This window comes from Streptomyces sp. NPDC058955 (assembly GCF_042741435.1).
GTDB lineage: Bacteria > Actinomycetota > Actinomycetes > Streptomycetales > Streptomycetaceae > Streptomyces.
Map to the genome: position 1 here is coordinate 14,780 of NZ_JBHYKM010000072.1, position 13,747 is coordinate 28,526.

The 13,747-nt window shown below is 72.5% G+C and carries 13 protein-coding genes and 1 riboswitch; of the genes, 5 read left to right on the forward strand and 8 right to left on the reverse strand.

All coding sequences use genetic code 11. The features are described 5' to 3' along the window. Nucleotides 1–89: 89 nt before the first annotated feature. Nucleotides 90–2,867, reverse strand: a complete 2,778-nt coding sequence (locus ACFW1I_RS24720; protein WP_384673694.1) for an N-acetylmuramoyl-L-alanine amidase — start codon at nucleotides 2,865–2,867, stop codon at nucleotides 90–92. 184 nt (nucleotides 2,868–3,051) lie between these two features. Between ACFW1I_RS24720 and ACFW1I_RS24725 the strand changes: the two genes are divergently transcribed. Then, nucleotides 3,052–4,404 (forward strand): class II 3-deoxy-7-phosphoheptulonate synthase, encoded by a 1,353-nt coding sequence (locus ACFW1I_RS24725; protein ID WP_384673696.1) that lies wholly within the window; start codon nucleotides 3,052–3,054, stop codon nucleotides 4,402–4,404. A gap of 122 nt (nucleotides 4,405–4,526) precedes the next feature. Next, nucleotides 4,527–4,772 (forward strand): bacterioferritin-associated ferredoxin, encoded by a 246-nt coding sequence (locus tag ACFW1I_RS24730; protein WP_384673698.1) that lies wholly within the window; start codon nucleotides 4,527–4,529, stop codon nucleotides 4,770–4,772. A gap of 6 nt (nucleotides 4,773–4,778) precedes the next feature. On the opposite strand, the gene bfr is transcribed toward ACFW1I_RS24730, so the two are convergent. Further along, nucleotides 4,779–5,255, reverse strand: a complete 477-nt coding sequence (bfr, locus tag ACFW1I_RS24735; protein ID WP_015032978.1) for a bacterioferritin — start codon at nucleotides 5,253–5,255, stop codon at nucleotides 4,779–4,781. A 181-nt stretch (nucleotides 5,256–5,436) separates the two neighbouring features. Between bfr and ACFW1I_RS24740 the strand changes: the two genes are divergently transcribed. After that, nucleotides 5,437–6,081 (forward strand): sulfite oxidase-like oxidoreductase, encoded by a 645-nt coding sequence (locus ACFW1I_RS24740; RefSeq protein ID WP_384673701.1) that lies wholly within the window; start codon nucleotides 5,437–5,439, stop codon nucleotides 6,079–6,081. Between the two features lie 4 nt (nucleotides 6,082–6,085). Here the strand turns inward: ACFW1I_RS24740 and ACFW1I_RS24745 are convergent, their stop codons facing one another. From ACFW1I_RS24745 to thiO, 6 genes are all read right to left on the reverse strand, one after another. Then, nucleotides 6,086–6,613: a DUF4396 domain-containing protein gene (locus ACFW1I_RS24745; RefSeq protein WP_384673704.1), complete on the reverse strand. Its 528-nt coding sequence runs from the start codon at nucleotides 6,611–6,613 to the stop codon at nucleotides 6,086–6,088. Nucleotides 6,614–6,708: 95 nt separating this feature from the next. Then, nucleotides 6,709–7,560: a deoxyribonuclease IV gene (locus ACFW1I_RS24750; protein WP_384673706.1), complete on the reverse strand. Its 852-nt coding sequence runs from the start codon at nucleotides 7,558–7,560 to the stop codon at nucleotides 6,709–6,711. A gap of 7 nt (nucleotides 7,561–7,567) precedes the next feature. Continuing rightward, nucleotides 7,568–9,487, reverse strand: a complete 1,920-nt coding sequence (pknB, locus tag ACFW1I_RS24755) for a Stk1 family PASTA domain-containing Ser/Thr kinase (RefSeq protein WP_384673708.1) — start codon at nucleotides 9,485–9,487, stop codon at nucleotides 7,568–7,570. Between the two features lie 99 nt (nucleotides 9,488–9,586). Beyond that, complete coding sequence (locus ACFW1I_RS24760) at nucleotides 9,587–10,381, reverse strand: thiazole synthase (protein WP_384673710.1); 795 nt, start codon at nucleotides 10,379–10,381, stop codon at nucleotides 9,587–9,589. 5 nt (nucleotides 10,382–10,386) lie between these two features. Further along, on the reverse strand, nucleotides 10,387–10,587 hold the full coding sequence (gene thiS / locus ACFW1I_RS24765; RefSeq protein WP_189850202.1) for a sulfur carrier protein ThiS: 201 nt from the start codon (nucleotides 10,585–10,587) through the stop codon (nucleotides 10,387–10,389). Continuing rightward, on the reverse strand, nucleotides 10,584–11,780 hold the full coding sequence (gene thiO, locus ACFW1I_RS24770; protein WP_384673713.1) for a glycine oxidase ThiO: 1,197 nt from the start codon (nucleotides 11,778–11,780) through the stop codon (nucleotides 10,584–10,586). Before thiO ends, thiS begins: the two co-directional genes overlap by 4 nt. Next, nucleotides 11,778–11,891, reverse strand: a riboswitch (TPP riboswitch). Its footprint overlaps the gene before it by 3 nt. 83 nt (nucleotides 11,892–11,974) lie before the next feature. Between thiO and ACFW1I_RS24775 the strand changes: the two genes are divergently transcribed. After that, the gene (locus ACFW1I_RS24775; RefSeq protein ID WP_384673715.1) at nucleotides 11,975–13,198 is read left to right on the forward strand and encodes an NAD(P)/FAD-dependent oxidoreductase; all 1,224 of its coding nucleotides are present in this window, start codon (nucleotides 11,975–11,977) and stop codon (nucleotides 13,196–13,198) included. A gap of 69 nt (nucleotides 13,199–13,267) precedes the next feature. Next, the gene (locus ACFW1I_RS24780) at nucleotides 13,268–13,633 is read left to right on the forward strand and encodes an Rv2175c family DNA-binding protein (protein WP_383823360.1); all 366 of its coding nucleotides are present in this window, start codon (nucleotides 13,268–13,270) and stop codon (nucleotides 13,631–13,633) included. The last annotated feature ends 114 nt before the right edge of the window (nucleotides 13,634–13,747 follow it).

The following is a 13,747-nucleotide window of genomic DNA, read 5'->3' on the forward strand; positions in this document are numbered from 1 at the left end:
GCACTGTAACCCAGCGGGAGACGGGAACGGGGCCCGTTCCACGCCGTGGACGGCGCGGAACGGGCCCCGAAGGGGTGGGGGCGACGTGATCAGACGATCAGGTCGTAGATCCCCCAGCCACCGCCGACCGAGACGCGCGGGGCGTACGGGTTCGGGTAGCCGTTGGTGTTCTTGTAGAACCAGAGGTTGCCGGTCGCGTCGCGGGCGATCAGGTCCGGCTTGCCGTCCTTGTCGAGGTCGCTCGGGCCGACCATGACGTTGTAGACGCCCCAGCCGCCGCCGACCTTGGCCCGGGTGGCGTACGGGTTCGGCGAGCCGCCCGTGTTCTTGTACAGCCACAGGTAGCCGGCCGTGTCGCGGGCGATCAGGTCGGGCCTGCCGTCACCGGTCATGTCGCCGGTGCTGATGAGCTCGTTGTAGACGTTCCAGCCGCCGCCGACCTTCACGCGGGTCGCGAAGGGGTTCGGGGTGGCGCCGGTGTTCGTGTACAGCCACAGCACGCCCGACGCGTCCCGGGCGATCAGGTCCGGCCGGCCGTCGCCGTTCATGTCCCGGGCGCCGAGGAGCTTGTTGTAGACGCCCCAGCCGCCGCCGACCTTGGCACGGGTGGCGAAGGGCTTGGACGGGTTGCCGGTGGCCTTGTAGTACCAGAGCACGCCGTCCTTGTCCCGGGCGACGATGTCCCCGGTCCCGTCGGCCCGCAGCGCGGTCATCGGCGTGATCGCGTTGTACACGCCCCACCCGTCGCCGACCCGGTAGCGGGTCAGGAACGGCGCGGTCCCGGAGCCGGTGCCCTGGTACTGCCAGAGGACGCCGGACTTGTCGCGGGCGATGACGTTGTAGCGGTCGGTGGTGGCGACGGGCGCGGTGCCGGGCGCCTCGACGATGTCGCTCTGCTTCACCCAGACGACCTTGTGGTGGAAACGGATCGGCACGAACATCGTGGAGCCGATGACGTTCTTCTGGGCGGAGCCGAACCAGTCGTCGCCCTTCACCGCCGGACCGGCCTTGACGTACGCCTCGTCGGAGTCGAAGGAGAACTTCGACAGCGGGTCGTTCTCGTCACCCGGGTTGTCGAGACCGGCCGCGGTGTAGGCGGCGGTCTCCGGGAAGGAGCGGCCGAAGACCTTGGTGGCGGCCAGGCCGGACTTCACCTTCACGGTGGTGGCGTTCACCGGCACGGTGTACTGGCCGCCCGGGTTGTAGAACCACGCCTTCTCGCCCGCGTACCAGATGGCCGTCCAGTTGGACTGGACGCCGGCGACGACGTACAGGCCGCCGGCGCGGACCTTGTTGCCGTAGTTGGAGCCCTCGGACCAGAGCGAGGTGAAGTACGGGTCCTTCAGCGTCGTCGCGCTCGTCGAGGGCGACGTGTACAGGTAGCCGAAGTTGGACGGCCGCGCCGGGACGGCCGTGCCGCCGACGGTCAGCTTGGGCTGGTTGGCCGTGGTGAACGGCGGGACCACCCGGACGGTCTGGCCGACCCGGAGCAGGCCGCCCGCGCCCTGGTCGCCCTGCGGGGCGCCCAGCAGGGACATGTAGTAGTTCCAGTCCCAGTACGGGCCCGCGTCCCAGTGGAGCTTGTCGAGGTCGCCGTCCGTCTGGAGCGCGACCTCGTCGTGGCCGATGATGTGCTCGCGGTCGATCGGCACGCCGTACTTGCCCGCCAGGAACTTCACCAGCTGCGCGGAGGAGCGGTACTGGGGCTCGGTGTACCAGCTGCCCTCCTTGATGGCGAAGCCCTCGTGCTCCACGCCGATGGCGTGCATGTTGTGGGTCCAGTTGCCGGCGTGCCACGCCAGGTTCTTGTTCTCGAGCGTCTGGGTCACCAGACCGTCCGAGGCGCGGATCAGGTACTGGGCGCTGCCCGGGACGTTCGGGTTGGTGAGCGAGTCGAGCGAGCCCTGGTAGCCGCCTTCGGTGTCGTGGATGACGATCTGGCGGATGTCGACGCCCTGGTTGGGGCGGTCGGCCACGGTGTAGTTCTTCTTGCCCGTGGAGCTGGGCACGCTCAGCTTGACGTTGCAGTTCAGGCCGGCGGGGCACTCGGGGAGCGTGGTCGCCGTCGTGCTCGCGAAGGTGGCGGCCAGCGGCACGTTCGACGGCTTGACCGGCTCGACCTGCGGGTCGGCCGGCAGGGCCACCTGCTCGCCGTCGAGGGTGAGCTCCTGCTCGCCCGTCCTGATCGACTCGAAGACGCGCTTCGCGAAGAGGTCGGCGCCCTTCTTCTCGGGGGACTGGCTGTAGCGGGCCACGGCCGGGTACCAGTCGCCCGGCTCCTCCGACAGCTCGGCGCCCGCCTGCTTCTGGTACTCGGCCAGGAGGGCGGCGCCGGCGCGGATGGAGGCGGCGGTGTCGTTCTGGACGGTCTCGGCCGAGGCGTCGATCAGCTCGGCCGCCTTGTCCAGGGTGTGGAGCCGGGGGTCGTCGGTGTCGACGACCGCCTTCTCCAGGATCTCCCGGACCTTCTCGGGGTCGAAGTCCTTCTCGTACTCCGCCTTGCCGCTGCCGTTGAAGTGCTCGACCTGCTCGTCGGTGACCTGGGGCACGTCCTCCGGGTCGACCTTCGTCAGACCCATGACGTTGTACGCGCCGGTCACGCTCGGCTCGCCGTCGTGCGACTCCCACCGCGTCTGGTTGTACGACACCGCCATCAGCACGCTCTGCGGCACGTCGAACTCCGCCGCCGCCGAGGCGAACTGTTCCTGGAGGGTGGCCGTGGCGCCGGGCTTCGGGTCGTCGGCCGTGCCGAGGAGGCCCGGCGAGGCGACCGCGATCGTGCCGATCGTGGCCGTGGCGACGACCGCGGCCGCCGCTCCGTACAAGAGTCGTTTCTTCTTGCGATCCCTGCGGTGCCTCTGGGTCACGCCCACCCCTGTGTCGTCAGCTATGTATGTGTGGCTCAGCCCGAGCAGCTTTGCTCGTTTGCTAAACGCGGGTGAGGGTAACACCACTCGATGGCGTGAAGATCGCGTCCAGACATTACGGGCGCGCGTCTCAGTCACTGGGCACGGGACAGGACCGGACGAAGAACCCCGTAGTGTTGTCCGCGTGACCGTGAACGCTGAATCCCACGCCGTCGCCAAGGCGACCTGGCGAGACCTGCCCGCGGCGCAGCAGCCCGAGTACCCCGATGCCGAGGCTCTGCGCGATGTGATCGCGGACCTCGAGTCGTATCCTCCGCTCGTCTTCGCCGGCGAGTGCGACCAGCTGCGCGCCCGGATGGGAGCCGTCGCCCGTGGCGAGGCGTTCCTGCTCCAGGGCGGCGACTGCGCCGAGGCGTTCGACGCGGTGTCGGCGGACCACATCCGGGCCAAGCTGAAGACGCTGCTCCAGATGAGCGCCGTCCTGACGTACGCGGCCTCCGTGCCCGTCGTCAAGGTCGGCCGCATCGCGGGGCAGTACTCCAAGCCCCGCTCCAAGGGCACCGAGACCCGTGACGGCGTGACGCTCCCCACCTACCGGGGCGACTCCGTCAACGGCTTCGACTTCAACGAGAAGGCCCGCGTCCCGGACCCCGAGCGCCTGAAGCGGATGTACAACGCCTCCGCCTCCACGCTCAACCTGGTCCGCGCCTTCACCACCGGTGGTTACGCCGACCTGCGCCAGGTGCACGCCTGGAACCAGGACTTCGTGAAGTCGTCCCCCTCCGGCCAGCGCTACGAGGCGCTCGCCCGCGAGATCGACAACGCGCTGAACTTCATGAAGGCGTGCGGCACCGACCCGGCCGAGTTCAAGGCCGTCGAGTTCTACGCCTCGCACGAGGCGCTGCTGCTCGACTACGAGGGCGCCCTGACCCGTACGGACTCGCGCACCGGCAAGCTGTACGACACCTCCGGCCACATGGTCTGGATCGGTGAGCGCACCCGCCAGCTGGACCACGCGCACATCGAGTTCGCCGCGCGGATCGCGAACCCGATCGGGATCAAGCTGGGCCCGACGACCACCCCGGAGGAGGCGCTGCAGTACATCGAGCGCCTCGACCCGGACCGCGAGCCGGGCCGGCTGACCTTCATCGTCCGCATGGGCGCGGACAAGGTCCGGGACAGGCTTCCGGAGCTGGTCGAGAAGGTCACCGCCTCGGGCGCCACCGTCGCCTGGGTGACCGACCCGATGCACGGCAACACCTTCGAGGCGGCCTCGGGCCACAAGACCCGCCGCTTCGACGACGTGCTCGACGAGGTCAAGGGCTTCTTCGAGGTCCACAAGGCACTGGGCACCCACCCGGGCGGCATCCACGTCGAGCTCACCGGTGACGACGTCACCGAGTGCGTGGGCGGCGGCGACGAGATCTTCGTCGACGACCTGCACCAGCGCTACGAGACGGCCTGCGACCCGCGCCTCAACCGGAGCCAGTCGCTCGACCTCGCGTTCCTCGTCGCCGAGATGTACCGCGATCAGTAAGTAGCTTCGTACGACGATGGGGCGCGGATCCTTGTGATCCGCGCCCCATCGTCATATCGAAGGCTTTTGCGCTCCCCACCCGCCGGGTAAGGTTAGGTTAGCCTAATCGATCTCGGCGGGAGGTGAACCGCGTGTACGTCTGCTCATGCTTCGGTGTCACGGAGAAGCAGGTCAAGGAGCACGCGGAGGCCGGCGCCTGCACGCCCCGCCAGATCGCCTCCGCCTGCAAGGCGGGCACGGACTGCGGTTCGTGCGTACGGCGCATCCAGGCCCTCCTCGGGCGGGGGAACTGCCCGCGCCGCGAGCTGCTGGACCAGGGCATGCCCGCCCTGACGGCGGAGGTCACCGACCTGTCGGAAGCGGCCTGACCCGGGTCAGCTCGGCTGCTCGATGAGCGTCGAGATGTAGAGCGCCTCGCCCAGCGACTCGATCAGCTCCAGCTGGGTGTCCAGGTAGTCGATGTGGTGCTCCTCGTCCGCGAGGATCTCCTCGAAGAGGTTGGCCGAGGTGATGTCGCCCTTGGCGCGCATGACCTCGATGCCCCGCTTCAGGCGGTCGATCGCCTCCACCTCGACCTGGCGGTCCGCCTGGAACATCTCGGTGATGGTCTGGCCGACGCGCACGTGGAAGAGCCGCTGGTAGTTGGGCAGGCCGTCGAGCATCAGGATGCGCTCGGTCAGCTTGTCCGCGTGCTTCATCTCGTCGATGGACTCTTCGCGGGTGTACTTCGCGAGCTTCGTCCAGCCCTTGTTGTCCTGGATGCGGTAGTGCAGCCAGTACTGGTTGATGGCCGTCAGCTCGCCGGTCAGCTGCTCGTTCAGAAACTCCAGGACCTCGGGGTCGCCCTGCATCGCTCCAGGTTCCTTCCATCACGGGGTGTGTCCGACCCCTCACAGGGCAGGATGGCCGCATCCTCGCACTCCGAATGGGGGGCGTCCAGTAAGTGCAGGCTTAGTAGGAGTTGCCCGAATGGGCGCGTCCGGGTGGGTGGCTGGTCATGACCACCCCTCGCCGTCTGTCACCATGGATGACATGGGTCAGCCGGACAGCGGAGTACACCGGGAAGCGGGGATGCCGGACATTTCGCCCGAGCTGCCGCCGGGGCAGCGGCTCCAGCGCGGCTGGCCGGTCACCCACTACGGGCCCGTGCCGAAGTTCAAGCCCGAGCGCTGGGAGTTCCGGGTCTTCGGGGCGACCGCCGACGGCGAGAAGCGCTGCTGGAACCACGAGGAGTTCACGGCCCTGCCGTTCTCCACGGTGGTGGCCGATCTGCACTGCGTGACCAAGTTCAGCATGCTCGGGGCCGAATGGGGCGGCGTCACCGCCCGGACGGTCCTGGAGCTCGCCCCGCCGGCGCCGCACGTCACGCACGTGATGGTCTGGGCCGAGTACGGCTACAGCGCCAACATGCGGCTCTCCGACTTCGCCGACGAGCGCACGATCTTCGCCACCCACAAGGACGGCGAGCTGCTCACCGCCGAGCACGGCTTCCCGCTGCGGCTCGTCGTGCCGCACCTGTACGCCTGGAAGGGCCCGAAGTGGGTCCGCGGGGTCGAGTACATGACGGCCGACCGCCGGGGCTTCTGGGAGGAGCGCGGCTACCACAACCTCGGCGACCCGTGGACCGAGCAGCGCTACTCGTACCAGGAGGAACCGGGCGACGGCCCGGAACTCTAGCCCGTCAGTGGTGGTACCGGTGCACCACCGCGTGGCCCTTGCCGCGTCCGATCATCCACTTGTTCACCGGCGTGGTGACCAGGAAGGCGACGAGGAAGGCGAAGGCGAGGGCGCCCCAGAAGAGCGCGTCCGACAGGTGCGCGTCCATGGCGCCCGGGACCACCAGCAGGACGGCGTTGTCGACGATCTCCATCACCGTGATGGAGATCGTGTCGGCGGCGAGCGCGACGCCGATCGCGGCCCTCAGGCTCAGGCCCGCCCGCTTCACGGCCCACAGGGTGAGCGAGTAGCCGAAGAGGAACGCCAGGACGATCGCGAGGACCATGGTCGGCGCGTTGCCCCAGCCGAGCGCGGTGCCGATGATCATGCCGAGGATCTCGCCGATGGCGCAGCCGGTGAGGCAGTGCAGCGTGGCCTTCGCGGCCGTGCCCCAGGAGGCCGTCCCGCCGCCGTGGTGCGCGTGGTCGCCGTGGCCAGTGTGGTCCGCGTGGTCCGTGTGGCCCGCGTGGTGGTCGTGTGCTCCGTGCTCCATGAGGTGCCCCCAGCCTCGGGTAGCGGTTCCTGCTTCTCCTCAGGGACCGTATACCCCCACGGGGTACTCATCAATCGGAAATGATCGCGGGCGGGTCAGTCCCGGAGCTTCTTGAGCAGCTCGATGTCGGCGACGTGGCCTTCCCTGCCGCCCGGGGTCTCGATGATCAGCGGGACCCCGTCGGTGGCCGGATGGCGCAGGAGCTGTCGGAACGCCTCCTGGCCGATGTGGCCGACGCCGATGTTGGCGTGCCGGTCCTTGTGCGCGCCGACGACGTCCTTGGAGTCGTTGGCGTGGATCAGCCGCAGCCGGCCCTCGCCGACCGTGGCGACCAGCTCGTCCAGCGTCCGTACCGCCCCGCCCGGCTCCGCCAGGTCGTGGCCGGCCGCGAAGATGTGGCAGGTGTCGAGGCAGATCCCCAGCTTCGGGTGGTGGTCGAGCGCGTCGAAGTACGGGCCGAAGTCCTCCGCCTTCGAGCAGAGCGAGAAGCCCTGGCCGGCCGTGGACTCCAGGAGCAGGTACGGGTCGTCCTCGTGGGTCAGCTCGTCGAGCAGCGGCAGCATCCGCTCCCGCACCTGCGCCAGCGCCTCCTCGCGGGGGCGGCCGCCGGTCGCCGAGCCGGTGTGGACGACCACGCCCTCGGCGCCGATCTCCCGGCCGCGCCGCAGCGAGTGGCGCAGCGACTCCACCGACCGGTCGACAGTGGCCTCGGTGTGGGAGCCGAAGTTGATCAGGTACGGGGCGTGCACCCAGGCCGACAGGGACTCGGCCGCGCACTCCTCCCGGAACCGCTCGTCCTGGGCCGGGTTGCCGGTGGGGGTGGCCCAGCCGCGCGGGTTGGCGACGAAGACCTGGACGGTCTCGGCGCCGAGCTCCCGGGCATAGCCGAGGCCGGTGGTGGCGAGTCCGCCGGCCACGGGGACGTGGCCGCCGACGGGGTTGCGCATGGGTGTCTCAGATTCCCTTGATCGTGATGGCGACGGTGGAGCCCTCCGGGGCGGTCTCGCCGCCGTCGACGGACTGGCCCGTGACCTCGTCGCCGAGGAAGGGGAAGTTCTTCTCGACCTTCACCTCGAAGCCGGCGGTCTCCAGCGCCTCCCGGGCCTCGTCGGTCGTCATGCCGACGACGTCCGGGACCTCGACCTGGCGCGGGCCCTTGGAGACGGTCAGGGTGATCGCGTCGCCCTTCGCGGCCCGGCTGCCCTCGGCGAGGGACTGGGCGGCGACCGCGCCCGCGTCCTCGGCGGAGTGGACCCGCTCCGGGGCGACGGACACCTTGAGCCCGGCCTCCTGGAGGAGGGCGGTGGCGTCGGCGACGGTCTCGCCGGTGACGTCCGGGACGTCGACCGGGGCGCCCTTGCTGACCACCAGCGCGATGGCCGAGTCCGGGGCCCGCTCGGTGCCCGGCTCCGGGTCCGAGGAGATCACCGCGCCCTGGGCGACGGCGGCGTTGAACTCGCTGGTGACCACGCCGGGCGCGAGGCCCTGCTCGGTGAGGATCCGCTTGGCCTCGTCGAGCGGCTTGTTCCGCAGATTGGGCACCTTCACGATCTCCGGGCCCCGGGAGAGGGTGAGGGTGACGGTGGCGTGGCTGCGGACCCGCTCGCCGGGCGCCGGGTCGACGCCCATCACGGTGCCGCGTTCGTACACCTCGCTGAAGGCGCGCTTCGTCGTGCCCAGCTCCAGGCCGGCGTCGGCGAGCCGCTTGGCCGCCACCTCCTCGGTCTGGCCGAGGACGGCGGGGACGCGGGTGAACTGGCCGGCGTTGATGTACCAGACGCCGGCGCCGAGGCCCAGCGCGAGCAGGACGCCGACGACGATCAGGAGCGGGCCGTTCGGGGGCCGGCGGCGGGCGCGGCGCGGGCCGGCCGGCGGGGGCTCGGGGGTGGCGAGGCGGCTGGTGTGCTGCACCGGCTGCGGGTCGGCGGCCCCGGCCGCCGGCACGGCGCGGGCGATCACGCTGGTGCGGTCCTCGCCGGTGTCCCGCTGCTCGGTCCGGGCCCGCGGCGGCAGCGCGTCCAGCTGGGCGTCGGTGAGCGCGGCCCGCGCCTCCCGGACCAGGGCGAGCAGCGCCACGGCGTCGTGCGGGCGGACCTCGGGGTTGCGGGCGGTCGCGGCGGCGACCAGCTCGTCCAGCTCCAGCGGCAGCCCGGGGACGGCGGCGGACGGGGCCGGCACGTCGGTGTTCAGGTGCTGGTAGAGGACCTGGGCGGGGGTGTCGCCCGTGTGCGGCTTGGCGCCCGTCAGCATCTCGTACAGGACGACACCGCAGGCGTAGACGTCGGCGCGGGTGTCGGCGGTGCCGTGCTCGATCTGCTCGGGGGCCAGGTAGGAGACGGTGCCGAGGACCGCGCCGGTGGTCGCGGTCGCCGAGCCGACGGAGCGGACCAGCCCGAAGTCGGCGACCTTGACCCGGCCGTCGTCCCCTATCAGCACGTTCTCCGGCTTCATGTCCCGGTGCACGAAGCCGGCCCGGTGCGCGGCGCCGAGCGCGGCGAGCACCGGCTCCAGGATGTCCAGGGCGGCGCGGGGCTGGAGGGCGCCGCGCTCGCGGAGCACGTCGCGCAGGGTGCAGCCGGAGACGTACTCCATCGCCAGATAGACGTACGCGCCCTCGGCGCCCTGGTCGAAGACGGCGACCACGTTCGGGTGCGCGAGGCGGGCGACGGACTTCGCCTCGCGGATGAACCGCTCGACGAAGACGGCGTCGGCCGCCAGGGCGGGGTGCATCACCTTGAGCGCGAGGACGCGGTCGAGGCGGGTGTCGACGGCCCGGTAGACCGTGGCCATCCCGCCGACGGCGATGCGCGCGTCGACGCGGTAGCGGCCGTCGAGCAGCCGCCCGACGAGGGGGTCCTGAAGGGTCGTGTCCACGGCGTCGAGTCTACGAGCCGGTACGCGCTGCCCCCGCCCCACGGGCCCCGACCGCAGCACGCTTGTGACGTACCCCGCGCTCCCCGCCCCGGGCGGGCGTCAGAACGCGGGGCGTTCCGGGTCCAGCCGGGCGCGGCCCTCCACGGGGGAGGACGCCTCCGCGAAGCGGCGGCGGGGGATGCGGCCCGCGCGGTGGGCCAGCCGGCCCGCCTCGACCGCGTGCCGCATCGCCGAGGCCATCAGGACCGGCTCCTGCGCGCGGGTCACCGCCGAGGCGAGCATCACCGCCGCGCAGCCCAGCTCCATCGCGAGCGCCGCGTCCGAGGCGGTGCCCGCGCCGGCGTCGAGGATCACCGGGACGCCGGCCCGCTCCACGATCAGCTCGAAGTTGTGCGGGTTGCGGATCCCGAGGCCCGAGCCGATGGGGGAGCCGAGCGGCATGATCGCCGCGCAGCCGACGTCCTCCAGCTTCCGGGCCAGCACCGGGTCGTCGTTGGTGTACGGCAGGACGGTGAAGCCGTCGTCCACCAGCGTCTCGGCGGCGTCGAGGAGCTCCACCCCGTCCGGGAGGAGGGTCCGCTCGTCCGCGACCACCTCCAGCTTGACCCAGTCCGTGCCGAGGGCCTCCCGGGCCAGCCGGGCGGTGAGGACGGCCTCGCCCGCCGTGTAGCAGCCGGCCGTGTTCGGCAGCACGCGGATGCCGAGCCGGTCCAGGACGGAGAGGACCGAGCCCTGCACGGTCGGGTCGAGGCGGCGCATGGCGACGGTGGTCAGCTCGGTGCCGCTGGCCACCAGGGAGCGCTCCAGGACGTCCAGGCTGGGGGCGCCGCCGGTGCCCATGATGAGCCGGGAGGAGAACTCCGTACCGCCGAGGACGAACACGTCGTCGGACATCGCGCTCAGCCCCCCTGCACCGCGGTCAGGACCTCGACCCGGTCGCCGTCGGCGAGCAGCGTCGTCGCCCACTCGCCGCGCGGCACGACCGCCTCGTTGACGGCGGCGGCGACCCCGGCGGGGGCGGCGGTGAGGGTGGCGACCAGGGAGGCCAGGGAGACGGGGGCGGCGAGCGCGCGCGGCTCGCCGTTCACGGACACGTTCATGCGGGCTGCTCCTGACGTACGGGGAGAGCGGTGGGGAAACGGCGGGGGGAGAAGGGGCGCGCCTCGTCGGGGAGGACGCCCGTGGTGAGCGCCTCCGCCATGACGTCGCCGGTGACGGGGGTGAGGAGGACCCCGTTGCGGTAGTGGCCGGTGGCCAGGTGGAGGCCGGGGAGGGCGCTCGGCCCGAGCAGCGGCGCGTTGTCGGGGGAGCCGGGGCGCAGTCCGGCCAGGGTCTCGGTGAGCGGCAGCTCGGTGAGCCCGGGGACCAGCTCGTGGGCGTCCCGGAGGAGTTCGTACACCCCTCCGGCGGTCACCGTGGTGTCCCAGCCCAGCTCCTCGCTGGTGGCGCCGACGACCAGCTCGCCGTTCTCGCGCGGCACCAGGTAGACGTGGCTGCCGCGGACCACGGCCCGGACGGTGCGGGAGAGGAAGGGGGCGTACGGGGCGGGGATCCGCAGCCGCAGGACCTGGCCCTTCACCGGGCGGACCGGCGGCAGGACCGCCTCGGGCACGCCGGCGAGCCGGCCGCTGAGGCTGCCCGCGGCGAGGACGGTCTGCCCGGCGGACAGCTCGGTGCCGTCGCCGAGGACGACCCCGCGGGCCCGGTCGCGGACCACGGTGAGCCGGTCCGCGAGCGCCCGGTGGAAGACCACCCCGGCCCGCTCGCAGGCGGTGAGCAGCGCGGCGGCCAGCCGCCGCGGGTCGACCTGGTGGTCGCCGTCCACCCGGAGCCCGCCGCGCACCCCGGGCGCCAGCATGGGCTCCAGGCGGCGGCACTCGCGGCCGCTCAGCCATTCGGAGGCGAGTCCGCAGCGGGTCTGGAGGGCGTGCAGCTCGCGCAGGTGGGCCCGGTCGTCGGCGTCGAGCGCGACGGCGAGGGTGCCGCAGGCGCGGTAGCCCACGTCGAGGCCGGTGGCCTCCTCCAGCTCGGCCACGAAGGCGGGGTAGCGGGCGGCGGAGGCGAGGTTGAGCCCGAGGAGGGTCTCCTCGCCGTAGTGCAGTTCGGTGACGGCGGCGAGCATGCCGGCCGCGACCCGGGCGGCGCCGCCGCCCGGCTCGGGGTCGACGACGGCGACGCCCAGCCCGCGCCGGGCCGCCCGCCACGCCGTGACCAGGCCGATGATGCCGCCGCCGACCACGAGGACGTCGGTGGCGCCGCGGGTGGCGCCGTCGATGGTGTCGGATGAACGCATGGGCGTTCCCGCCCCTCCCTTCGCCGGCATGACCCGGATCAGGTTCGTACGGTCGGAGGCCGGCCAGCCTCCCTCTCAGCCCGGTGCGTCCGGGCTCCCGCGAGTGGTGTGTGCCCGCCACCCTAGCCCCCGGCGCCGGAGCGCCACAGGGGACCTCTCTTTCTGACGCACCGTCAGGTGCGTAAGGTGGACGGGTGAGCGAGCAGAAGCAGACCCAGCGGCACGTCGTGATCGTCGGCGCGGGCATGGCGGGCGTCCAGACCGCCGTCGCCCTGCGCGAACAGGGCTTCGAGGGCCCCGTCACCCTCATCGGCGCCGAACCCCACCAGCCCTACGACCGGCCCCCGCTCTCCAAGGCCGTCCTCCTCGGCAAGGCCGAGCACTCCGCCTTCGACGTCGACTTCGAGTCCCTCGGCGTCGACCTCCGCCTCGGCCTCGACGTCACCGGGCTGCGCCCCGCCGGCCGCGAACTCGTCACCGAGGCCGGCCGCTTCCCGTACGACGTCCTCGTCCTCGCCACCGGCGCCCACCCCCTCACCCTCCCCGGCACCGAGGGCGTCCCCGGCGTCCACCTGCTGCGCACCCTCGACGACGCCGTCCGCCTCGGCCCCGTCCTCGCCGGCGGCGGCTCCGTCGTCGTGGTCGGCGCCGGCTGGATCGGCGCCGAGTTCGCCACCGCCGCCCGCGAGGCCGGCTGCGCCGTCACCGTCGTCGAGGCCGCCCCCCTGCCGCTCGCCGGCGCCCTGCCCGCCGAGGTCACCACCGCCATGGCCGGCTGGTACGCCGAGAGCGGCGCCGAACTCCTCACCCACGCGCGCGTGGACACCGTCCGGCCCGGCGCCGTCGTCCTCGCCGACGGCCGCGAACTGCCCGCCGACGCCGTCGTCGTCGGCATCGGCGCCCGCCCCGCCACCGACTGGCTCGCCGGCTCCGGCATCGCCCTCGACCCGAGCGGCGCCGTCACCGCCGACGACCGGCTGCGCACCTCCCTGCCCGACGTGTACGCGGTCGGCGACTGCGCCTCCTTCCCCTCCGCGCGCTACGGCGAGCGGCTCCTCGTCCACCACTGGGACAACGCCCTCCAGGGCCCCCGCACGGTCGCTGCCGACATCACCGGCGCCGAAGGCGCCGAGCCGGCCCCCTACGACCCCGTCCCGTACTTCTGGTCCGAGCAGTTCGGCCGCTTCGTCCAGTACGCCGGCCACCACACCGGCGCCGACACCCTCGTCCGGCGCGGGGACGCCTCCGGCGCCTCCTGGTCGGTGCTCTGGCTGCGCGACGGCGTACCGGTCGCCCTCCTCGCCGTCGGCCGGCCCCGGGACCTCGCCCAGGGCCGCAAGCTCATCGAGGCCGGCACCCCCGTCGACCCCGAGCGCGCCGCCGACCCGGCCGTCCCGCTGAAGTCCGCCGTCCGGTGACGACCCGGACGGAGGCCGTCGCGGCGGGCCCGACTACCGGCTGTCGGTCCCGGATGGCAGGCTTGTCCCGTGACCGAGATTGACGCAAACATCGATGCTCTCGTCCCCGCCTGGCTCTACCTCCCCGACATCGCCGAGATGCTCGACGTCGAGGTGACGCGGGTGAGGCAGCTGGTGAAGGAGGGCCAGCTGATCGCCGTGCGCCGCGGAGAGAACAACGCGCTCCAGGTGCCCGCCGCCTTCATCCAGGAGGACAAGGTCGTCAAGGGCCTCGCCGGCACCCTGACGCTCCTGCGGGACGACGGCTTCTCCGACGAGGAGATGCTGGAGTGGCTCTTCACCGCGGACCCGACCCTGCCCGGCACCCCCGCGCAGGCCCTCGGCGAGAATCGCGGCACGGAGGTGAAGCGCCGCGCCCAGGCGCTCGCCCTCTGACACACCGAACCACCACCGCCCGGGGGGGGGGCGGCCCCCCCCGCCGCGCCCCCCCCCCCCCCGCGCGCCGCGCCCCGCCGCCCCCCCCGGCGCGCCGGCGCGCGCCCCCCCCCC